Consider the following 21,218-nt stretch of genomic DNA (forward strand, 5'->3'; position numbering starts at 1 on the left):
CATTCCCTTGCCTGGTTGCACCTGTTTTCTCCATGCCTGCGCGCATGGCTTGTAATCTTCTTATAATAAGTGTCGTCTAATTTCTTGTTTTTACTAAATCGGAATCAGCAATTTTATTGAAAGGCAAAACCTGTCAGCGGCCGGGCACATCCTTTTTGAGCTTCATACACAACATGTTTCGCCCAAAAACGCCGGCAGTGAAAAAAAACCGCTCTTCTCACACATTTTTCCATTGCAGAAATAGAGTTTCTCAATTTATTGTGGCTATACTTGATAGAACAACAAATAAATCAATCAATAGGATACCTCTCTTGCTGAGTATCATGGAGCAGTACAACAATGCCCACTAAACCCTTTGTCTCCATTGTGAGCAAAGTCGCCAGACGGGTCAGACTGCCAATTTTATTGCTCACTTTTGCTGCCGTCGTTGCCCTCTCTGTGGGCAGCTACTTTCTCTCGCTCAGTGAAATGAAAGAGAATGCGCTGTCTCGCATTAACTCCATTGAGCTTTCCACTGCATCTGCTATCTACAACTTCGATTTTGAACAGCTCGACGCCATCACCTCCACCTTCACCAGTGACCCGCTTTTCAGCCACTTTTCTATCTGGTCCGAAGGAGAGATGCTCGCCCAGACTCATCAGCTGACCAAGCCAAAAAAACTGCTCATCTGGAGTGAATGGGACCACAACTTCCCGCTCTACTACATGACAGCAGAAGGCGAACGGCTGAAAGTCGGCCAAATTGAAGCCTACGTAAACCCGGACTATCTCTACCGGTTTTTTGCTTTCTCAGCCAGCGCATTTCTGATCACCATTTTTATTATCGCCACGGCGCTGTTGTACATCGTACGCAGCACTTTCCATCAGACCGTCGCCTTCCGGCTCAAATCGCTCTCATCCCAGTTCGCTTTTATCCGCGATGATTACGAGCACCTGCCTGCCATTCATGATCAGGAGCTGCCAGAACGCGATGAAATCTCTGACCTGGTCGATGCTTACAACCTGTCATCCAAGCATGCGGCGAAATACATCGAAGCGATTAACGAGAACAACGAACTGCTCAGCACCCTGGCAAAAAAAGATCCGCTCACCGGCAACCTTAACCGTCAGGCGTTCATCGAGCACATGGAAAAAGTGCTGGATGAAAATGGCGTTCACGGCACCATCATGCGGGTCAACGTGCTCAACTTCTCCAGCATCAACCTGAAGTTTGGCCAGAAGCACGGTGATAATATTCTGAAAAAAGTCAGCCAGGCTCTGGTTGGCAGCCATTCTGAAGACGCGGTTGTCTGCCGTCTGGGTGGCGATGATTTCTTTGTCTTCCTTCCGTCACGGGAGCCGCTTGAGGGGCAGAAACTGTTTGATAACGTCAGCAGCGCAATGGCAGAGATTGGCCTTGCCGCCAACATCGGCATCGCACGCCATCCGCTCGATGCCTCTGAGCCAGAGCTGTTGATCCACTGCGCCGAAATTGCCCTGCTTGAAGCCCGCGAAGGTAAACTTGATTATTCCGATTACCACCTCAGCTATGAAGAGGGGCTCAAGCATAAGATCTACCTGGACAGCGTTATCGAAGAGTTACTGATCAGCCGGGATTTCCACGTTTATTACCAGCCGCAGATCCACCTCAACAACAACCACTATTTCGGCGTTGAGTCTCTGCTGCGGCTTAAGGAAGCGGATCAGTCGTCGCCATGGGAGATCATCACCCGAGCAGAAGACACCGGCGCTATTCAGCCGCTTACCTTCGCGATACTGGAAAAGGTGTTTGAGCAGTGGCGTCCGCACAGCCCGGATCTGCCCAAAGATTTCACGATTTCAGTTAACATCTCTCCCCAGTCGCTGGGACAAAAACACTTTATTGTCCGGCTTCAGCAACTGGCAGAGCAGTACAACTTCCCTCTGTCGAGACTGGTTCTGGAGCTGACTGAGCTGACTAAAGTAAAGCAGGGCAAACAGGTATCCGAGACGCTGGAGCAGCTTCGCAGCCTGGGTGTCAGGCTGTCACTGGATGATTTCGGAACCGGTTTTTCTTCGCTTGAATACCTGCTCAGCTACGGTTTTGACGAACTGAAAATCGACCGGAAGTTTGTGATGGATCTCGATAAACGTGATGAATCGGTTCAAATCATCAAAGTTATCAGCTTCCTGTGTAATACTCTCGGCATGCAGGCCATCGCAGAGGGCATTGAGACCGAACGGGAGCAGGAAACACTGAGAAAGCTGGGGATCCGCGTTGGTCAGGGCTTCCTGTACAGCCACGCCATTTCCTTAGACCGTCTGCTGGAGCAGATGCAGCACCACAATGACCCGGAAAAAGCAGCTCATCATAAGCTGTAAAATAAACTAGTCTTGTAGTAACAAGCCCAACTTAGAACGACAAAAAGATGAGTGATTCAACCCAAAGTAATATCCTGACCGAAAGTGGTACCAACGAGCTGGAAATCATTGAATTCCACTTACGCAAAAAGATGCCCGATGGCAGCACCAAGACCTGCTACTACGGCATCAACGTCGCAAAAGTACGGGAAGTGATCCAGGTACCGGAAACCACAGACTACCCGAACGCCCAGCCACACATGGTCGGTGTCTTCTCTTCACGTGAGAAACTGACCCCGCTGGTTGACCTTGCGGGCTGGCTTGGTGTGCCGACGGATAAAGACATTTCCAATAAGTTCGTCATCGTGACCGACTTTAACCGCATGACCAATGGTTTCCTGATCGACAGTATCAGCCGCATTCACCGTATCAGCTGGGAAGACGTGGAGTCTCCAAGCCAGTTCCTTGAAGCGGGTGAAAACGATTGTGTGGTCGCCGTTGTCCGTATGGACGGCAATCTGATCATGATCCTCGATTTCGAAAAGATCATCGCCGATATCAACCCGGAATTGAGTATGGAGAAATACGATATCGAGATGGACCGCAGCGTGGATCTCAACCAGCGGATGGTCACCAAGCGCCAGGCCAGAACCATTATGGTCGCGGACGATTCAGCCTTTATCCGAAGCCTGATCGAAAACACCCTGCGCTCTGCCGGTTACAACATCATCTCCTGTAAAGACGGTGGTGAGGCACTGGAAAAACTGAACGAGTTTGAGCGTCTGGCAAAAGAAGAAGGCGTACCGATAACGGAGTTTGTCGATGCGCTCGTCAGCGATGTGGAAATGCCGCGCATGGATGGTATGCACCTGCTCAAACGCCTGAGAGACAGCGAAACTTACGCCACCCTTCCAATCGTCATGTTCTCGTCCCTGATGAGTGATGATAACCGGGCTAAAGCCCTGGCGCTGGGCGCCAACGACACCATTACCAAACCGGAAATCGGCCGTATGGTGACCATGGTAGACGGATTCATTTTTGAGCACCTGCCATCGGCTTAACCGCTTTCACCGCCAAAATAGAGCCGGGCCCGCAAGCCCGGCTTCTCTTTGCCCGGCTGATTATCTTTCAGCAGCACCTCTGCCTTATGACGGCGCATAATAGCGTCCACCAGTGATAACCCGAGACCATTGCCCTGATTTGCACGGCTTTTGTCGGCGCGGAACATAGGCTCGCACAGGTGTTTTTTATCCTGATCCGCCACACCCGGCCCGCTGTCAGCGACCACTACCCCCAGTGAATCCACCACCACCTCTATCCTGCCGCGCTCCGGGGTATATTTCACTGCATTTTCCACCAGGTTAAACAGGGCGCGAAACAGCAGACTGCGGTCGCCGGTCACCCGGCAGGGCTGGTCTTCACGCAGGCTCAGCCACTGCAGTTTCTGCTCCGCTATTGGCTGAAGAAATTCGGTCACATCCTGTGCCACCTGAGACATACACACGGTGCCACTGTCCACCGGCTGCTGGCCACTGTTCAGCCTGGCGATCTCCAGCATGGAATTGAACAGGGACAGCATCAGCTCCAGCTCCTCCTGGCAGGCGGCCACCTGCTCATATTCCGCTTCCCCCAGCGTATCTTTGGCCAGCACCTCTTCAAGCCGGAGTTTCAGCCGTGACATGGGCGTACGCATATCATGGGCAATCCCGACCGAAAGAGACTTGAGCGTCTCTTCGTTCTTTTCCATTTGCTCAATCATAAAGTTGATATGAATAGCCAGAATATCGAACTCATCATCGTTGGCAGACACCGGGATCTTGACCCCCTTCTCCCCGCATAAAAACCGGTTCATGGCCTGATTCACCCGCTGCAGCTTACGCAGAATCACAATCGCAAACACCGCCGTTCCGGCAAACATCAGGGAAATGGGCAGTGCGACCCCGGTCAGGATCATGGGAACCACACTGGCACGATAAGCCTGCAGCAGGTCCGGCTTGATCCCTATTTCAATCAAACGACCATCTTCTAGCCGAAAATGAGGAGGCATACTCTCCGGCCCTGCAGCCGGATAACTGTGACGGGGAGGCTCCGGGGAAAGAGTCACCTGATAAGTAAAAGGGGACTCGCCCTGCTGCTTTCGTAAAAGCAGCCTGTCTACTGCCGCAGACCCGCGCAGGGAGGCATCATCAAACTCACGGATTTCATCCTGCAACTGCCTGGTCAGCTGATTACGGTGAAAAGACTCCGAGCTCACCAGCACCTGATGGCTGAACAGCGCATATAACATGGTAATGCTGACCACCAGTCCGGCCAGCACCTTAAATACCGATGAGCGGGAGAGATCATACTCAGCAACGAAGTACATACCCGGCTCCCCTGACCGTATGCAAAAGGTTTTCGCCCCCCACTTCATCGAGCTTTTTACGCAGGTTAGCGATATGCACATCAATCACATTGGTTTTGGGGTCAAAATGATAATTCCATATCGACTCAAACAACCGCATCCGGGAAATCACCTGCTCGCTGTTCTCCAGAAAATACTGCAACAGCTGAAACTCCTTAGGCTGCAATACCAGCTCCCGGCCGTGACAGGTGATCCGGTGAGCTTTAAGATCCAGCTCCAGTCCGTGATAGGAAAGCACATTGCTCACCACCTTCGCACCGGCGTGATGGCGGCGCATGATAATTTCACAGCGGGCCACCAGTTCAGCCAGGGCAAATGGTTTGGTCAGATAGTCATCGCTGCCCGCCTGCAGCCCGTCTACCCTGTCTTCCACGCTGTCCATCGCCGACAAAATCAGCACCGGCGCCGGGATCTCCGTGGCCCGCAGCGCAGCCAGCACCTTCATCCCATCCAGGCCCGGTAACATACGATCCAGGACAATAAGCTGATACTCACAACTGACTGCCATCATCAGCCCCTGCTGACCATCTTCGGCTTCATCAACCACATAACCGTGTTCCCGCAGCCCTTTGGCCACAAAATCCCGGGTAGTATGATCATCCTCAATCACCAGTATTTTCATCGCTGACGTCCTTTTATAAATCCCAGTCCTGATGATATGAAATCCCGCCCGGAAATGAAAAACAGGCTCGCCTTTCGACGAGCCATATCACGGTTAGGGGGGACTCCGTGAGTAAATTCAGCCTAGCAACATCCCGCTAAACATCTGCTGGCCTTAAGATTAATTTTTATTAATCCGATCTTTTTATCCCCACTCTCTCCCGCCAGGTCACAAATCACTTGCAGATCACAAACGGCAAATTATACTGTATATGTATACAGGTATTTTATTATGCATGAACTGATCTCTCACCTGGAGCGCAAGCAATGGCTGTGGCGCGCCAACCAGCAGCAACAACAGCCCGATCTGCAGCCAAGCGGTTACCCGGAGCTGGATGAAAAACTCAGCGGCGGCTTTCCCCGCCAGGGGCTGACTGAAATTCAGTCATCACCGGGGATCGGAGAACTGCGCCTGCTCCAGCCTCTGCTGAGTCAGAGCCCGCAACAAAAGCTGAGCGTCTTTATCGCCCCGCCCGGGCAGATCTGCGCGGAATTTCTTGCAGGCCACGGCCTCTCCCCGGGCCAGATACTGCTGATCCGGCCCAAAAATGAAAAAGAAGTGCTCTGGACCGCCGAACAGTGTGCCAGAAGCGGGGCCTGTGCCCATGTTCTGCTGTGGCAGGAAGCCCTGTCCGTTCATCAGGCCCGGCGGCTGCAACTGGCCTGTGAAGCCGGTCAGTGCAGCCAGTTCATCTTCCGTCGCCCGGTGACGGACGGCCTGCCCCTGCCTGTCAGCCTGAGTCTGCATCTTCAGCCTCACCCACAGGGGCTGGAGTGCACCATCAACAAGCGCAAAGGTGGCTGGACACCAGGTCGTTTCCATATCAGCTTCGCCGGGCACTGGCCAGCGCTGTGCCAGGCACCGCAGACGCATCAGGTTATCCCTTTCCCGCAGCGCAAACGGGGCTGATATGACACTCTGGCTTTACCTTCACTTTCCGAGCCTGCAGCTCGACAGTCTCTGCTCTTCTGAAGAGCAGCAAACCCAGGCTGTAGTCATCGTTGATGAGCGCAGCCACCAAATCCTGCAGGCCAGCCACTGCGCCCGTCAGGCAGGCATCAAACCCGGCATGGGGATCGCCACTGCTGCGTCCCTGTGTGCCGCCCTGCAGGTACATCCCGCCCGGGAAGAACACAGTCAGGGAAAAATTACTGAGATTGCCCAGCAGCTCTACAGCGTCACCTCCGATATGGTGCGCTTTGAGCCCGATGGTCTGCTGCTCAAAGTCAGCGATATGCTGACTCTCTACGCCAGCCTGGAGAACTACTGGCAAACGATCCGCTGTCAGCTTGAAGAGCTTGGCTACCGTTTTCACTACGCCACCGCCTGCTCGCCACTGGCTGCCCGTCTTCTGGCAAGAAATGGCATGGACCGCTGCCTGACCGACCCGAAGCAACTCAACCGTCATCTGGCGGATTTTCCACTGCGGGCCACCGATCTTGCCCCCAAAACCATTGAATCCCTGGAACGGGTTGGCATACGTGAACTGGGCGGGCTGATAAAGCTGCCCTGGTCCCAGCTTGCCAAGCGCTTTGACAGTCAGCTGGTCACCTGGCTTGGTCGCCTCAGCGGCCAGTTCCATACCCCGGTGGACTTTTTCCACCCACCCCAGCAGTTTCAGCGCGAAATGGATCTGCTCTATGAACTGAAGAATCTGCAAAACCTGGAAAAGCCTCTGCTGCGCCTGCTCGGCCAGCTGGAGCTCTGGCTGCGTCACCGGGATCTGCTGGCGCTTGATCTGCTGCTGGAGCTCAGACTGAGAAACGATGAAAGCGTGCCAGTCCCACTGGCCTCCGGACTGGGTGAATATCAGGCAGAAAAGTGGTGGCAGCTGGCTCAGCTCAAATTTGAATCCGTGCGCCTCAGTGCGCCGGTGATCCATATAACACTCAGCGCCGGACAGCTGACCGGACAACAGGGAGAATGCCAGGATCTGTTCGATCGCAGTCAGGGCGCCATGCCCGCAGCCGGGCTGGTTGCCCTGCTTCAGGCCAAACTGGGCGATCAGGCGGTACGTGGTATTGCGCTGGGTGATGATCCCAGGCCGGAATTTGCCAGCCTGGTCACCCCGCCGCTTAGTGCGCCACAAAAACGGACATCACAAGAGCCTGGCCCGCAGAAGCTGCCGCTGCGCCCGGGCCTGCTGCTGCCGGTGCCCCGGCCCCTGAAAGAGAAAGTCACCCTGCTGCGGGGCCCAGAGCGCATCGCAACCGGCTGGTGGGATGAACATCAGGTCACCCGGGATTACTTTATCGCCCGCAATACTCAGGGACAGTGGCTGTGGGTTTACCGCACCCCGGCCATGACCTGGTTTGTCCATGGCATGTTCTGTTAAGAGGTGAATATGCAGTACGCCGAGCTGTTTTGTCAGAGCAATTTCTCATTTGCAGAAGGGGCTTCCCACGCGGAAGAGCTGGCCCTTCAGGCAGATTTTTTACGCTATCAGGCTCTCGCTATCACCGATGAATGTTCGGTTGCCGGGATAGTACGTGCTCACACCGCTATCCGGGACCACAAGCTGGGGCTAAAACTTATCACCGGCAGCCTTTTCCGGCTGGGCAACGAGCTGGAGCTCCTCCTGCTTTGCCCCAACCGCCAGGCCTGGGCCGAGCTGTGCCGGGTGATCACCAACGCCCGGCGGCGGGAAGAGAAAGGCCGTTACCAGCTCTCTGAGTGGGATCTGATGTCGGTTAAGCACTGCCTGGTCATCTGGGTGCCATCGGGTAACGTGCGCGATCATCACTGGGCAGACTGGCTGCGGCGCTACTTTTCAGGCCGGTTGTGGCTTGGCGTTCAGCGTCACCTCAAACCAGGCGAAGACGACTACATCAGCCACTGTGCCGCCCTGGCTGATCAGTACACCATGCCCGTCACCGCCTGTGGTGGAGTGCTGATGCATAATGCCAACCGCCTGCCACTGCAACATGTGCTGAGTGCCGTCAGACTTGGCACCACGGTGGATAAAGCCGGTAAGCGTCTGCTTGCTAACACAGAGCGCAGCCTCCGCTCCCGGGAGAAACTGGCCCGGCTGTTTCGCCCCGAATGGCTGGAAGAGAGTGTGCGCATCGCCGCCCGCTGCAGTTTCAGCCTGGATGAACTCCGCTACGAGTACCCCAGCGAACTGGTACCGGACGGCTTCACCGCGATGGGCTACCTGCGTCATCAAGTCCTGCAGGGCAGTGCGCAGCGCTTTCCCGGCGGCGTTCCGGCAGAGGTACAGGCCACCATAGACAAAGAGCTCGACCTCATTGAAGAGCTGGAATATCCCTTTTATTTCCTCACCATCCACGACCTGGTGATGTTTGCCAGACGCAGCGGGATCCTCTATCAGGGACGCGGCTCTGCAGCCAACTCGGTGGTCTGTTACTGCCTGGGGATCACCTCTGTTGATCCACGCCAGATCTCGGTTCTGTTCGAGCGCTTTATCAGTAAAGAGCGCAATGAACCGCCGGATATCGACGTCGATTTTGAGCACGAACGCCGCGAAGAAGTGATCCAGTACCTGTACCAGAAATACGGCCGTGAACGCGCCGCACTGGCGGCAACCGTGATCAGCTACCGGTTCAAAAGTGCCGTACGCGACGTGGGGAAAGCGCTGGGGATCCATGATACCCAGCTGGATTACTTTATTAAAAACATCCACCGCCGCGACAGCGGCCTCAACTGGCAGGCTCAGATAGCCAGCCTGGGGCTCGACCCGGCCTCGGCTACCGGCAGCCAGTTTATCGCTCTGGTCAACGAGCTGATCGGGTTCCCCCGCCACCTCTCCCAGCACGTGGGCGGCTTTGTGATCGCCTCCGGCCCTCTCTATGAACTGGTGCCGGTGGAAAACGCCGCCATGCCTGACCGCACCGTGATCCAGTGGGATAAAGACGACCTGGAAAGCCTCGGCCTGATGAAAGTGGATGTACTGGCGCTGGGTATGCTGAGCGCGCTGCGCAAGTGCTTTGACCTGCTGGAAAAGCACCACCAGCGTCGCCTTTCGATTGCAGACCTGACCCGGATGCAGGATGACCCGGGGGTTTACGGTATGCTGCAGCGGGCCGACAGTATCGGGGTGTTCCAGATAGAATCGCGGGCCCAGATGAGCATGCTGCCACGCCTGCGCCCGGCCTGCTATTACGACCTGGTAATCCAGATAGCCATCGTCCGCCCCGGACCGATTCAGGGCGATATGGTGCACCCGTTTCTGAAGCGCCGCCACGGAGAGGAAGCCGAAAGCTACCCCTCCCCGGAAGTCGAAGCCGTGCTCAAGCGCACCCTGGGAGTACCGATTTTTCAGGAACAGGTAATCAAGCTCGCCATGGTGGCCGCCGGTTTTACCGGGGGGGAAGCCGACCAGCTCCGCCGGGCCATGGCATCATGGAAAAAATCCGGCCAGCTGATGCAGTTTAAAACCAAACTCATCTCCGGGATGCAAAAACGCGGCTACGAGGTCGCCTTTGCTGAGCGGATCTTTGATCAGATCTGCGGCTTTGGTGAGTACGGTTTTCCCGAAAGCCATTCCGCTTCGTTCGCCGTACTGGCTTACGCTTCCGCCTGGCTTAAGTATTACTATCCGCACGCCTTTTACGTGGCCCTGCTCAACAGCCAGCCCATGGGGTTTTACAGCCCTTCTCAGCTCATTCAGGACGCCCGCCGTCACGGTGTCACCGTCCTGCCAGTATGTGCCAACCACTCCGGCACCGACCACCAGTTGGTTCCCGGTAACGGCAAGCTGGCAATCCGGCTCGGACTGCGGCTGGTTAAAGGACTCAGCCAGGAAGGGGCTGCAAAACTGGTCACCAAACGCCCGGCAGAAGGCTACCAGCATCAGAGCCAGTTACGCCAGGCGGGACTGAATCGCAAAGATCTGGCCGCACTGGCCTCGGCTGATGCCCTTAAAGCCTTTGCCGGAGACCGTTTCTCTGCCCGCTGGCAGCTGATGGATAATCTGGACGATCTGCCGCTGTTTCGCGGCCTGTCCGAGCCGGATACCGGCTTTGAGCACAAACCCGATGAACTGGCACAACTGGTTGAAGATTACGCCGCAACCGGACTGTCACTGGGCAAACACCCCATCACCCTGCTGGATGAAAGCGGCGTACTGGGGCGTTTTACCCGCCAGCGGGACCTGGCCGGGCTGGAACATAAATCCCTGGTGCATGTCGCCGGTGTCGTCACCGGCAGGCAGTCACCCGGTACCGCAGCCGGGGTCACCTTTTTTACCCTGGAAGACGATACCGGCAACATCAATGTCGTGGTCTGGGGCTGTACCGCCCGGGCGCAGAAACAGGCCTACCTGACTGCAAAAATACTTAAAGTCAGCGGCATTATGGAAAAAGAGGGAGAGGTCATTCACGTGATCGCCGGCAAGCTGACCGACCTTTCCGGCCACCTGGCAGCACTCAACAACAAATCACGCGACTTTCATTAACAGACTGTCTGATAACTGGTTTTCCTGTAACAGACACTCTTAACGCTCAAGCCCGGTCTCACGAAAATACTTCTGAGCCCCGGGATGCAGGGGCACAAAAATCCCCTGCCGGGCCATACTTTCCGCGCTGAGCGGCGCAAACACAGGGTGAAGACGTTTAAACGCCGAGAAGCGGCTGAAAACCGACTCAACCAGCCGGTAAACCGTATCGGAATCCACAGCGGCAGATGTCACCAGCGTTGCTCCTACCGCAAAAGTCTTCACGTCCTGCGGATTCCCGCGGTAAATCCCGCCGGGTACTACATCCGGACGGTAGAAGTTATGCATACGGATCAGAGCATTAATTTCATCCCCGCTGACTTCCACCACGACCGTATCGCAGTCCATAGTAGCAGACCTGATTGCTTCGCTGGGGTGACCAACAGTATAAACCATGGCATCAATCTCCCCATTACACAGCGCGCGGATCTGCCCCTTTGCATCCAGCTCTGACGCCCCGGAAAAAGTGGACTTATCCCAGCCCATGGCCTGCATCACCACTTCCATGGTTGCCCGCTGGCCTGAGCCCGGATTACCGATGTTGACCCGCTTTCCCGGCAACTGAGAGAAATGACGAATGCCGCTGTCACGACGGGCGATCACGGTAAACGGCTCAGCATGCAGGGAAAACACCGCCCTCAGGTCGAGAAACGGGCTGATGTCGTTGAACTCATGAGCGGCAATAAAAGCGAAGTACTGCCAGTCCGCCTGCACGATAGCAAACTGCTTTTCACCGCTGCGCAGCGCTTCAATATTAGCGACGGACCCTTTCGAGGTCTCCGCCACACAGCCTTGTTCGCCCCAGACCTGATACCGGGCTACCGTACGGCAGATCGCCTGGCCGACCGGATAATAAACCCCGTTCTCAGACCCGGTTCCAATCCGCAGCGTCTGTTCCCCGGCCAGCGCAGAAAAGCTCATCACCAGCACCCAAAACCAAGCGGCACAACCCCTGATACCTGTCATTACCCTGTCCACAACACTAAAACCCTGATTAAAAGATAGCTGCTGAAAAGCGCTTGTGACAACTTAAGTAGTTGGTGATAAAAGAATTGATAACTCCCCCGTAATCAGCCATAAAAACACCGGGATCTGCAGCCACCAATAACAGATAGCATTTTGAAAAATAACACTATACTTAATGCATGCGCACGGGGGTTGCCTTATGAATATGATTGAGCACCTGCTGAGAAAACTCAAAATCCACCATCGTCTGATGTTTGGGTATCTGATGCTGTTTGTTGCGGTACTCACCGTGGGTGGCTTCTCCCTCTATATCATGGTCCGCTCCCTGATCGTCCAGAGCGTAGAAAGTGACCTGACCCGAACCACCGATGCCATCGTTAACCAAATCAAAAGCACCGCCGACATTACCATCCGAAACCACTTAAATGCCTACTCACGGGTGAACTATCAAATCGTCGAAAAAGCCTATCAGGCATACCAGCGTGGTGAGCTCAGCGAAGAAGAAGCCAAACAAAAAGCTTTTGATGCCCTGGTGCAGCAAACCATCGGCGACAGCGGCTACCCTTATGTGGTCGATTCAAAAGGCATCATCCAGGTTCACCCCAAGCAGGCGCTGATTAACGTCAGCCTCGCCAAATACGACTTTATTCAACAGCAGATCCGCCAAAAGCAGGGTTACATAGAATATGACTGGAAAAACCCGGGGGAAGAATCCGAACGCCCAAAAGCACTGGATATGGTCTATTTTGAGCCATGGGACTGGATCATCTCTTCTTCCTCCTACCGGGAAGAGTTTCTGCAACTGCTCAATGTCAAAGACTTTGATGAGTCAGTTTCCGACCTTAAGTTTGGCGAAAGCGGATATACCTATATCATCGACGATAAAGGAGACTTCATTGTTCACCCGTTTCTGAGCGGGAATTTCTACAACGTCACCGACTCCAATGGCTACGAGTTCGTCAAGGACATGCTGGAACGTAAAAACGGCATTATTTTTTACACCTGGCGTAACCCCCAGGAGCCGGACTACCGGGAAAAGATGGCCTTTTTTGCTCACATGGAAGAATTTGACTGGTACATCGTCTCCTCCACCTATACCGATGAGCTCTATAAACCACTCACCCAGCTGACCCGGATAAGCCAGGGGATCCTGGCCGCTTCACTGCTGGTGGTTATCCCGGCTACCCTGATGCTGAGCTCTTCCATTGTTCATCCGCTCAGGCGGGTGATGACATCGGTCAAGAAAGCGGCCGGGAAAGATTACTCGACCCGTATCGAAGATCCGGTCAGCAGCAATGATGAACTGGGCAAACTGACTCACTTCTTCAACCACTTTATGGATGAACTTGAAAAATCCAGCGATGCCCTGCTGCGCGAAATTGAAGAACGCAAAGAAGCCCAGGAACGCCAGAAAGAGCTCAACCAGGAGCTGGAAGAGTTCAACACCCACCTTGAACAGCGGGTGGAAGAGCGTACCCGCGCCCTGCAGGAATCGATGGAACGCCTGACCGAAATGCAGGACAAACTGATCGAAAGCGAAAAAATGGCCTCAATGGGGAACCTGGTCTCCGGCGTCGCTCATGAAATCAATACACCACTGGGCAGCAGCCTGACCATCACCTCATATGTCAACGAGCAGACACACGACCTGGCGGTAAAAGTGCAACAGGGTCAGCTGCGTAAAGAAACCCTGGAAAACTACCTGCAAAATACCGGCGAAAGCCTGGACTACATCAACAAAAACCTCAACCGGATCACCGAGCTGATCAGCAAGTTCAAACTTATCTCTATTGATGGGGATTATGGCGCACAGTCTGACTTCTTACTGGCTGGCATGCTGGACGATCTCAGTCACTTCCTCTACAACAAACCGGATAACGTCAGTATTGATATTCAGGTAGACCCGGAAATGACACTGAACTCATATCCTCAGGTGTTTACCACCATTTTCACCGAGCTGATGAACAACTCCATCACCCACGGGTTCGCGCTGGAAGACCCGGGGGCGCACACCATTACTGTCAGCAGTCGCATGGAGGATAATGAACTGATTCTCGACTACGTGGACGACGGCACCGGTGTAAGCGAAGAGGTTGGACACAAACTGTTTGATCCCTTCGTGACCACCAACCGTATCGCAGGTAATTCCGGCCTTGGTATGCACTATATTTACAACCTGATCACCCAAAAACTCGACGGAGAGCTGGAATGGATAAGCGAGTACGAAGGATTCCACTTAAGACTGCGCCTGCCCGGCTCGATCCTTCAGCGCCAGACAGTTAACGGATAACCGCCTGATGGAAGCCTGGCTGCGAAAACTGAAAATCCACCACCGGCTGATGTTCGGCTATCTGCTGCTGTTTCTTGCAGTACTGAATGTCGCCGGTATCGCGCTCTATTTTCTGGTTCGCAGTATCATCACTGAAGGCGTAGAGGCCCAGCTCAACCGAACGACCACCGCCATCGTCAATCAGATTGAAACCACCGCAGCAATCACCATCCGCAATCATCTGCGCGGTTTTTCTGTGGCAAATTACCAGGTAGCAGAACAGGCGTACCAGGCATATCTCCGCGGTGAACTGACCGAACAACAGGCCAAACAGCAGGCGGGTGATACCCTGACAGGGCAAAAAATAGGCGACAGCGGTTACCCCTACGTTGTCGATTCAAACGGCATCATTCAGGTGCATCCGAAAGAAGCGCTGCTCGGGGCGGATCTGAGCAAGCATGAGTTTATCCGTCGCCAGATGGAGCGCAAACAGGGCTATCTGGAATATGACTGGCAAAACCCGGGGGAGTCAGAGCCGCGGGCCAAGGCTCTGGATATGATTTACTTTGCCCCCTGGGACTGGATCATTTCCTCTTCTTCCTACCAGGATGAGTCCGTCCGCCTGCTCAACAGCAAAGACTTCGAAGCCTCGGTGCTGGCACTGCGCTTTGGTGAAAGCGGCTACGCTTATGTAATGAATTCCAACGGGGATCTGATCATTCATCCGCTGATCAGTGGTAACTTCTACAACGTCACCGACTCCAACGGCTATGAATTTGTCAAAGACATCATTAAGAAAAAAAATGGCCTGACCTACTACACCTGGCGTAACCCCAAAGAACCGGAATACAGAGAAAAACTGGCCCGGTTTACCTACTTACCGGCACTGGACTGGTACATCATCGCCACCACCTACACCGATGAATTCTACCAGCCACTGACAACCTTTACCCGGCTGGTTGTTGTCATGATGATGATCTCAGCGATCATTATCGTTGCGGCAACCCTGGCGCTGAGTTCATCCATCATCCGTCCTCTTCAGGAGGTCATGGCCGGTGTCCACAAAGCCGGGCAGAAAGATTATACGGTCCGCCTTCACGAGCAGCGCGGCACGCGCGATGAACTGGGCGAACTGACCCATTTCTTCAATCAGTTTATGCAGGAACTTCAGACCTCCGGCCGGAAACTACACGAAAAAATTCGCGAACGGCGCCAGGCCCAGCAGCAGGAACAGGAGCTTACTACTCAGCTTCAGCATTCTACCGAAGAGCTGGAGCAGAGAGTGCAGCGGCGCTCAGAATCGCTGAAAGAGTCGATTACCCGCCAAACTGAAATGCAGGATAAACTGGTGCAGAACAAGAAAATGGCTTCAATGGCCAGTCTTGTGTCCGGTGTCGCCGGGCAAATCAGCCCGCCGCTGGTCAGTTCGCTGGCGCTGACTTCCAGCATGCACGCACAAAGCAAAGAGACAGGTAAAAACCTGAGTCACAACAAGCTGCAAAAAGAGTCCCTGGCGACATTTTTGGCGAACAGTGAACTGACACTGACCACGGTAACCAACAATCTCAACCATATCTCCACCCTGATCAGCCAGTTTAAACTGATCTCCGTTGACGGCGATTACGGTGAACTGTCCGGTTTTTACCTCAGTAACCACCTCTCTGCTCTGACCGAGCTGCTCACTGAGCTGCCGGATAACGTCACCATTGAACTGGAAATAGATCCTGAACTGGTGATCTGCTCATGGCCGCAAATTTTCACCACCATTTTCAGCGAACTGATCAACAACTCGATCATTCACGGATTCAGTCACAATCCCCAGATACAATACAACGTCACGATTACAGCTACCTCTGAGGACGATCAGCTGATCATCGACTACCGGGACGATGGCAAAGGCATCAGCCCCGATACCGGCCATACCCTGTTCAGTGCCTTTACGACCGGGCGCCGCCACCGGGGCAATGCCGGGCTTGGACTTCATTACGTCTATAACCTGGTTACGCAAAAACTCAACGGTGACATCGAATGGATTGAACACCCCGGCGCTGGCTTCCACCTGCGTATTTCCCTGCCCGACGCCTCTGTTATCCCCACAGCCGTAAGCGGCTGATCCTGCAGTAACGAGCTCAGTCTGCTTCCAGCCACCACCAAATAGCTGGTTTTTCATACCCGGGATCACACTTAACAAACCTCTTGCACAGCAACACCTCCCTTGTCGCTAGTATTTGAATGCTACTCAACTAACCGGCTCCGTCCGGAAATATCAATACTATCAATCGGGTAATAACAATATGGAAAAACAGTTTTCAGCGCAGCCATTTGCGCTCGCTTACCAACCGCAAACCACCGCTCTGGTGATGATTGACATGCAACGGGACTTTGTTGAACCCGGCGGCTTTGGTGAAGCGCTCGGCAATGACGTCAGCCTGGTCAGGAGAGCGATTGCTCCCTGCATGCGGGTACTGGAAGCCGCGCGCAATGCAGGGCTGTTCGTCCTGCATACCCGTGAGGGACACCGGCCGGATCTCACAGACTGCCCTCCGGCCAAACTGACCCGGGGAGGCCAGACATTTATTGGCACCGATGGCCCCAAAGGACGCATTCTGGTGCGGGGAGAACACGGCCACGACATTATCCCCGAGCTTTACCCTGTTGAGGGAGAGCCGGTGGTGGATAAGCCAGGCAAAGGCGCGTTTTATCAAACCGATCTGGAGCTGATTTTACGCAGCCGGGGGATCAAAACCCTGATCCTGTGTGGCGTAACGACCGAAGTCTGTGTCAACACCACCGCAAGGGAAGCCAACGACCGGGGCTTTGAATGCATCATTGCCGAAGACTGCGTGGCCTCCTACTTCCCCGAGTTTCACCACATGGCGCTGGAAATGATCAAAGCCCAGGGCGCCATTGTTGGCTGGGTGTCCGGCTCAGCAGAGATCATTGAAAGCCTGAGCTCTCATTCAGTTCACGAAAAGCAGGGAGCCCTTTCATGACTACCCGTAAAATCCCCCTTTGGCAAAAAAGCGACTGGAACGGCTATTTCGGCCTGTTCACCAATGTACTGCTCAACGTTATGGTGCTGACCCAGCTCAGCCTGATGGTACTCAACTTCCCGGAAGACCTGGTCTATGGCCGTATCCTGCCCGCACTGGGCCTTGCCCTGCCGCTTGGTAACCTTTGGTACGCCTGGATGGCACACAGACTGGCGAAAAAACAGGGGCGTGACGATGTCACTGCGCTTCCCTACGGCCCTTCTGTACCTCACATGTTTGTGGTGGTGTTCCTGGTTATGCTGCCGACCCTGCTTAAAACCGGTGATCCCATCATTGCATGGCAGGCCGGGCTGGCGTGGTGTTTTATCATCGGCATTATCGTCATCATCGGCGCCTTTATCGGGCCTGCGATCCGCAAAGTGACGCCCAAAGCGGCCATGCTGGGTACGCTGGCGGGTATTGCGATTGCATTTATCTCAATGCGTCCGGCATTCAGCATGTTTGAAACGCCGTGGATTTCACTGGTCGCGCTGGCGTTCATTCTGGTGACCTGGGCCGGTAACTACCGCCTGCCATTTGGCCTGCCCAGCGGACTGGCGATCATTCTGCTCGGGGTGATCCTCGGCTGGGGCGGACTGCTGTTCGACCAGAACGTGGTCGCGATTGAACAGATCCAGTCAGCCAATCAGAATCTGGCGTTCTACTTCCCAATCTTCTCACTGGATGTATGGCACGGGCTGTTGCAGATCACGCCGTTTCTGGCCATCGCGATTCCGCTCGGGGTATTTAACTTTGTAGAAGCGATGAACAACGTAGAGAGCGCCGAGTCTGCCGGGGACAGCTACAACCTGCGCCAGGTACTGCTGGCGGACGGTATTGGTGCCCTTGTCGGCGGCTGTTTTGGCAGCCCGTTCCCGCCAGCGGTTTATATCGGTCACCCGGGCTGGAAGAGCATAGGTGCGCGGATCGGCTACTCTCTGGCAACCGGTGTCTCTGTAGGCGTGATTTGTATGTTTGGTATTGTTGGCCTGCTGCTGGCGCTGATCCCACTGCCGGCTATCCTGCCAATTCTTCTCTATATCGGCCTTCTGATCGGCTCCCAGGCGTTTCAGGTCTGCCCGGCCCGTCATGCACCGGCGATCATTCTGGCCTTTATTCCCAGTATTGCGGAGTGGTCCAAGACCATGATCGATTCAGCGCTGAACGCCGCAGGTACGAGTGCCGCTCAGCTGGGAACCGAGGCGCTGGCAGCCAGCAATGTGCTTTATGTGGGACTGGAGAGACTCGGTTCAGGTTCGATCTTATCCGGCATGCTGCTTTGCTCAATGGCCGTCTTTGCCATAGAAAAACAGTGTAAAAACGCCGCGGTCGCTGCCCTGCTGGCTGCGTTTTCCAGTGCCGTTGGCCTTATTCATGCCGGTACCCTGGCCATTCTGCCTAATATGGAAATCACGGTCGGATACGTGATGATGGCCGCAACCTTCCTCTGGTTCTCGCGCCAGGAAGAACCTGTGGCTCAGGCAGCCTCTCAGACACTGGAAGAGAGTGAACAAACCAGTTAAAAAAACAAAGGCCTGCCAAACGGCAGGCCATTATCAGCTTACGCTTTACTCAACAGCTTTTTGATCTCAGGAATCACCGCTTTGGTGGCCTGATAGCCCGCTTCAATGGCCGCATCGCGGGAATCAAAGCTGACGTCACTCTCCGGTTCAAACTCAGGGCGGATAAGCACATCGGCCCGCTGCAGCTCGGGCTCACTGATTATGCACGACTGCAGACGCTGCACCGCATAAAGTGATTCAATCGCTTTCTCTTTCGCCTGCTTTGGCTGATTAGCGCAGAAGATATCCACCCCAATCACCACCTGAGCACCCAGCGCATGAGCGGAGTCTACCGGCACCATACTCAGCACGCCGCCATCCACCAGCAGTTCTTCTTTGGCGTGAACCGGCACGAAGGTGCCCGGAATGCTGCACGATGCCTGCACCGACTCACCCGGATTGCCGGAAGTAAACACCACCAGCTGCTGGCTCGACATATTGGTTGCCGTCACCCCAACCGGAATGGTCATCTTCGCCAGGTCCTGCTGCGGCACCGCCTCATTCACCCACTGCGCCAGCTTGCGACCATTGATCACCCCGTAGCCGGACATCACCAGATCTGCGACTTCTGACGCCTCGACGGCCTTCGCCTGGCGCTCGATTTCGTCATACGACATACCCGACGCATACAGGGTCGCGGCGATTGAGCCTGCAGACGTCCCGGTCACCACATCGGCTTTAATCCCTTCCTCTTCCAGCGCCTTAATCACTCCAAGGTGCATAAAACCACGCACACCGCCGCCGCCAAAGGCGATCCCCAGCCGGGCCTCAGGCTGCGCATCAGAAGCAACATCACTCACCGATTTCATCTCAAGATCATCATACTTATTTGGGGTTGCACACCCTCCCAGCAACACTGCCAGTGCCGCAACACCCAGCCAACGTGACATCATATATTTCCCCATTAGAGTTATTACTCAAATAATACCTTTTCCACAGTAAAAAAGGAAAAGATCATCGCCGTTTTTGTGCCTGCTGAAAGGGAGGCGGAACAGCCCCTCAAACCACGCACCGAGAACCGCGCACCACCTACCCACACAACCAAAAAAAGCCGGGACATCCCGTCCCGGCTTTGATTATGTTTGTATTCGGTGCTCAGGGCACTATTCGAATCACGACGCTGCAGCTTGCTCCTGCAGTTTCTCCTGATGATGCTTACGCTCACCCAGGTGGGCGTAGAACAGGAACAGCACAGACAGAACACACGAGCCGGTCAGTACGATGAAGCCACCGTCCCAGCCAAAGTGGTCAACGGTGTAACCCAGGACCGCGTTCGCCGCTACTGCGCCACCCAGGTAACCGAACAGACCGGTCAGACCCGCAGCCGTACCCGCTGCTTTCTTCGGTGCCAGCTCAAGTGCATACAGGCCAATCAGCATTACCGGACCGTAAATCAGGAAGCCGATTGCCACCAGCGCAGCCATATCCACACCAGGGTTACCTGCCGGGTTAAACCAGTAAACCAGCACAGCCACTGTCACCAGCACCATGAACAGGATACCGGCAGGTGCACGGCGGCCCTTGAACAGACGGTCAGAAATCCAGCCACACAGCAGAGTACCAGGAATACCGGCCCACTCATACAGGAAGTAAGCCCACGAAGATTTATCTACCGTAAAGTGCTTGGCTTCTTTCAGGTATACCGGAGCCCAGTCCAGCACGCCGTAACGGATCAGGTATACGAATGCATTCGCGATCGCGATAGACCACAGCAGCTTGTTAGAGAACACATACTTGAAGAAAATGTCCTTCGCGGTCATCTCTTTCTCGTGCTCTTCTTTGTAGTCATCCGGGTAGTCGTCTTTGTACTCTTCGATAGAAGGCAGACCACAGGACTGAGGCGTATCACGCAGGGTAAACCAGATGAAGATTGCCACAATGGTAGCGCCGGCTGCCGGCACATAGAAAGCGGTACGCCAGTCATCGTTAAACATCCACAGACCGAACAGGAACAGAGGACCAATCAGACCACCACCCACGTTGTGCGCCACGTTCCACACGGAGACTATCTCACCGCGCTCTTTACGTGACCACCAGTGCACCATGGTTCGTCCACAGGCGGGCCAGCCCATACCCTGGAACCAGCCGTTCAGGAACAGCAGAATAAACATCGCGGTGATGCTGCCGGTTGCCCATGGCATAAAGCCAAAGCAGAACATCACCAGGGCAGACATCAGCAGACCCGCAGAAAGGAAGTAACGGGGATTAGAGCGGTCAGAAACGCTGCCCATTAAAAACTTGGATAAACCATAAGCGATAGAAACCGCGGCCAGGGCAACACCCAGGTCACCACGGCTGAAGCCCTGCTCAATAAGATAAGGCATCGCCAGACTGAAGTTTTTCCGCACCAGATAGTAGCCGGCATAACCGACAAAGATACTGATAAACAGCTGCCAGCGCAGTCGGGTATAAGTTGCACCTATCTGCCCTTCCGGCAGACGTTCGATATGGGGTTTGGGTTTGAAAATGCCAAACATAGCAGACCTCGTTATTGTGATGATTATGCCTGAATGCGATACAACCTGTCCGTGGTGCCAACCGCCGGCTTTA

14 protein-coding genes are annotated in these 21,218 nt (G+C 54.5%); 9 read left to right on the top strand and 5 right to left on the bottom strand.

Annotation, left to right across the window (positions count from 1 at the left end; genetic code table 11):
* The first annotated feature begins 339 nt into the window (after positions 1-339).
* Positions 340-2,340, top strand: a complete 2,001-nt coding sequence (locus tag ACVB80_RS05185) for a putative bifunctional diguanylate cyclase/phosphodiesterase (protein ID WP_481080205.1) — start codon at positions 340-342, stop codon at positions 2,338-2,340.
* A gap of 47 nt (positions 2,341-2,387) precedes the next feature.
* Positions 2,388-3,380 (top strand): chemotaxis protein CheW, encoded by a 993-nt coding sequence (locus ACVB80_RS05190; protein WP_481080206.1) that lies wholly within the window; start codon positions 2,388-2,390, stop codon positions 3,378-3,380.
* On the opposite strand, the gene ACVB80_RS05195 is transcribed toward ACVB80_RS05190, so the two are convergent.
* Together ACVB80_RS05195 and ACVB80_RS05200 are read right to left on the bottom strand one after the other, a co-directional pair.
* Positions 3,377-4,684, bottom strand: coding sequence for a sensor histidine kinase (locus ACVB80_RS05195; protein ID WP_481080207.1), 1,308 nt, complete (start codon positions 4,682-4,684; stop codon positions 3,377-3,379). The genes ACVB80_RS05190 and ACVB80_RS05195 overlap by 4 nt on opposite strands.
* Positions 4,668-5,345, bottom strand: coding sequence for a response regulator transcription factor (locus ACVB80_RS05200; RefSeq protein WP_481080208.1), 678 nt, complete (start codon positions 5,343-5,345; stop codon positions 4,668-4,670). Before ACVB80_RS05200 ends, ACVB80_RS05195 begins: the two co-directional genes overlap by 17 nt.
* A 270-nt stretch (positions 5,346-5,615) precedes the next feature.
* Here ACVB80_RS05200 and imuA point away from each other — a divergent pair, with 270 nt between their 5' ends.
* Genes imuA through ACVB80_RS05215 form a run of 3 tightly spaced genes read left to right on the top strand, consistent with a single transcriptional unit; the run spans position 5,616 to position 10,800 of the window.
* On the top strand, positions 5,616-6,293 hold the full coding sequence (imuA, locus tag ACVB80_RS05205; protein WP_481080209.1) for a translesion DNA synthesis-associated protein ImuA: 678 nt from the start codon (positions 5,616-5,618) through the stop codon (positions 6,291-6,293).
* Position 6,294: 1 nt separating this feature from the next.
* The gene (locus ACVB80_RS05210; RefSeq protein WP_481080210.1) at positions 6,295-7,719 is read left to right on the top strand and encodes a Y-family DNA polymerase; all 1,425 of its coding nucleotides are present in this window, start codon (positions 6,295-6,297) and stop codon (positions 7,717-7,719) included.
* A 9-nt stretch (positions 7,720-7,728) separates the two neighbouring features.
* Positions 7,729-10,800, top strand: coding sequence for an error-prone DNA polymerase (locus ACVB80_RS05215; protein ID WP_481080211.1), 3,072 nt, complete (start codon positions 7,729-7,731; stop codon positions 10,798-10,800).
* Between the two features lie 39 nt (positions 10,801-10,839).
* On the opposite strand, the gene ACVB80_RS05220 is transcribed toward ACVB80_RS05215, so the two are convergent.
* Positions 10,840-11,760 (bottom strand): TAXI family TRAP transporter solute-binding subunit, encoded by a 921-nt coding sequence (locus ACVB80_RS05220; RefSeq protein ID WP_481080212.1) that lies wholly within the window; start codon positions 11,758-11,760, stop codon positions 10,840-10,842.
* A gap of 244 nt (positions 11,761-12,004) precedes the next feature.
* Between ACVB80_RS05220 and ACVB80_RS05225 the strand changes: the two genes are divergently transcribed.
* The 4 genes from ACVB80_RS05225 to ACVB80_RS05240 all read left to right on the top strand — a co-directional run bounded on the left by ACVB80_RS05225 (position 12,005) and on the right by ACVB80_RS05240 (position 18,629).
* Positions 12,005-14,095, top strand: a complete 2,091-nt coding sequence (locus ACVB80_RS05225; RefSeq protein ID WP_481080213.1) for a cache domain-containing protein — start codon at positions 12,005-12,007, stop codon at positions 14,093-14,095.
* A 7-nt stretch (positions 14,096-14,102) separates the two neighbouring features.
* Entirely contained in the window at positions 14,103-16,187 is a 2,085-nt protein-coding gene (locus ACVB80_RS05230) for a sensor histidine kinase (protein WP_481080214.1), read from the top strand.
* Positions 16,188-16,368: 181 nt separating this feature from the next.
* Entirely contained in the window at positions 16,369-17,067 is a 699-nt protein-coding gene (locus ACVB80_RS05235) for a cysteine hydrolase family protein (protein ID WP_481080215.1), read from the top strand.
* Positions 17,064-18,629, top strand: coding sequence for a hypothetical protein (locus ACVB80_RS05240; protein ID WP_481080216.1), 1,566 nt, complete (start codon positions 17,064-17,066; stop codon positions 18,627-18,629). Before ACVB80_RS05235 ends, ACVB80_RS05240 begins: the two co-directional genes overlap by 4 nt.
* Before the next feature lie 38 nt (positions 18,630-18,667).
* Here ACVB80_RS05240 and ACVB80_RS05245 read toward each other — a convergent pair whose 3' ends face one another.
* Entirely contained in the window at positions 18,668-19,561 is an 894-nt protein-coding gene (locus tag ACVB80_RS05245) for a patatin-like phospholipase family protein (RefSeq protein ID WP_481080217.1), read from the bottom strand.
* Between the two features lie 219 nt (positions 19,562-19,780).
* Positions 19,781-21,145, bottom strand: coding sequence for a glycerol-3-phosphate transporter (gene glpT, locus ACVB80_RS05250; RefSeq protein WP_481080218.1), 1,365 nt, complete (start codon positions 21,143-21,145; stop codon positions 19,781-19,783).
* Positions 21,146-21,218 lie beyond the last annotated feature (73 nt).

The sequence above is a fragment of the Vibrio sp. 9-16B-A1 genome (assembly GCF_056726165.1).

What these genes read in the sequence shown, in the direction of transcription:
- ACVB80_RS05185 (WP_481080205.1), top strand. Translation starts at nt 340, where the DNA reads ATGCCCACTAAACCCTTTGTCTCCATTGTGAGCAAAGTCGCCAGACGG.
- ACVB80_RS05190 (WP_481080206.1), top strand. Translation starts at nt 2,388, where the DNA reads ATGAGTGATTCAACCCAAAGTAATATCCTGACCGAAAGTGGTACCAAC.
- ACVB80_RS05195 (WP_481080207.1), bottom strand. Translation starts at nt 4,684, where the DNA reads ATGTACTTCGTTGCTGAGTATGATCTCTCCCGCTCATCGGTATTTAAG.
- ACVB80_RS05200 (WP_481080208.1), bottom strand. Translation starts at nt 5,345, where the DNA reads ATGAAAATACTGGTGATTGAGGATGATCATACTACCCGGGATTTTGTG.
- imuA (WP_481080209.1), top strand. Translation starts at nt 5,616, where the DNA reads ATGCATGAACTGATCTCTCACCTGGAGCGCAAGCAATGGCTGTGGCGC.
- ACVB80_RS05210 (WP_481080210.1), top strand. Translation starts at nt 6,295, where the DNA reads ATGACACTCTGGCTTTACCTTCACTTTCCGAGCCTGCAGCTCGACAGT.
- ACVB80_RS05215 (WP_481080211.1), top strand. Translation starts at nt 7,729, where the DNA reads ATGCAGTACGCCGAGCTGTTTTGTCAGAGCAATTTCTCATTTGCAGAA.
- ACVB80_RS05220 (WP_481080212.1), bottom strand. Translation starts at nt 11,760, where the DNA reads ATGAGCTTTTCTGCGCTGGCCGGGGAACAGACGCTGCGGATTGGAACC.
- ACVB80_RS05225 (WP_481080213.1), top strand. Translation starts at nt 12,005, where the DNA reads ATGAATATGATTGAGCACCTGCTGAGAAAACTCAAAATCCACCATCGT.
- ACVB80_RS05230 (WP_481080214.1), top strand. Translation starts at nt 14,103, where the DNA reads ATGGAAGCCTGGCTGCGAAAACTGAAAATCCACCACCGGCTGATGTTC.
- ACVB80_RS05235 (WP_481080215.1), top strand. Translation starts at nt 16,369, where the DNA reads ATGGAAAAACAGTTTTCAGCGCAGCCATTTGCGCTCGCTTACCAACCG.
- ACVB80_RS05240 (WP_481080216.1), top strand. Translation starts at nt 17,064, where the DNA reads ATGACTACCCGTAAAATCCCCCTTTGGCAAAAAAGCGACTGGAACGGC.
- ACVB80_RS05245 (WP_481080217.1), bottom strand. Translation starts at nt 19,561, where the DNA reads ATGATGTCACGTTGGCTGGGTGTTGCGGCACTGGCAGTGTTGCTGGGA.
- glpT (WP_481080218.1), bottom strand. Translation starts at nt 21,145, where the DNA reads ATGTTTGGCATTTTCAAACCCAAACCCCATATCGAACGTCTGCCGGAA.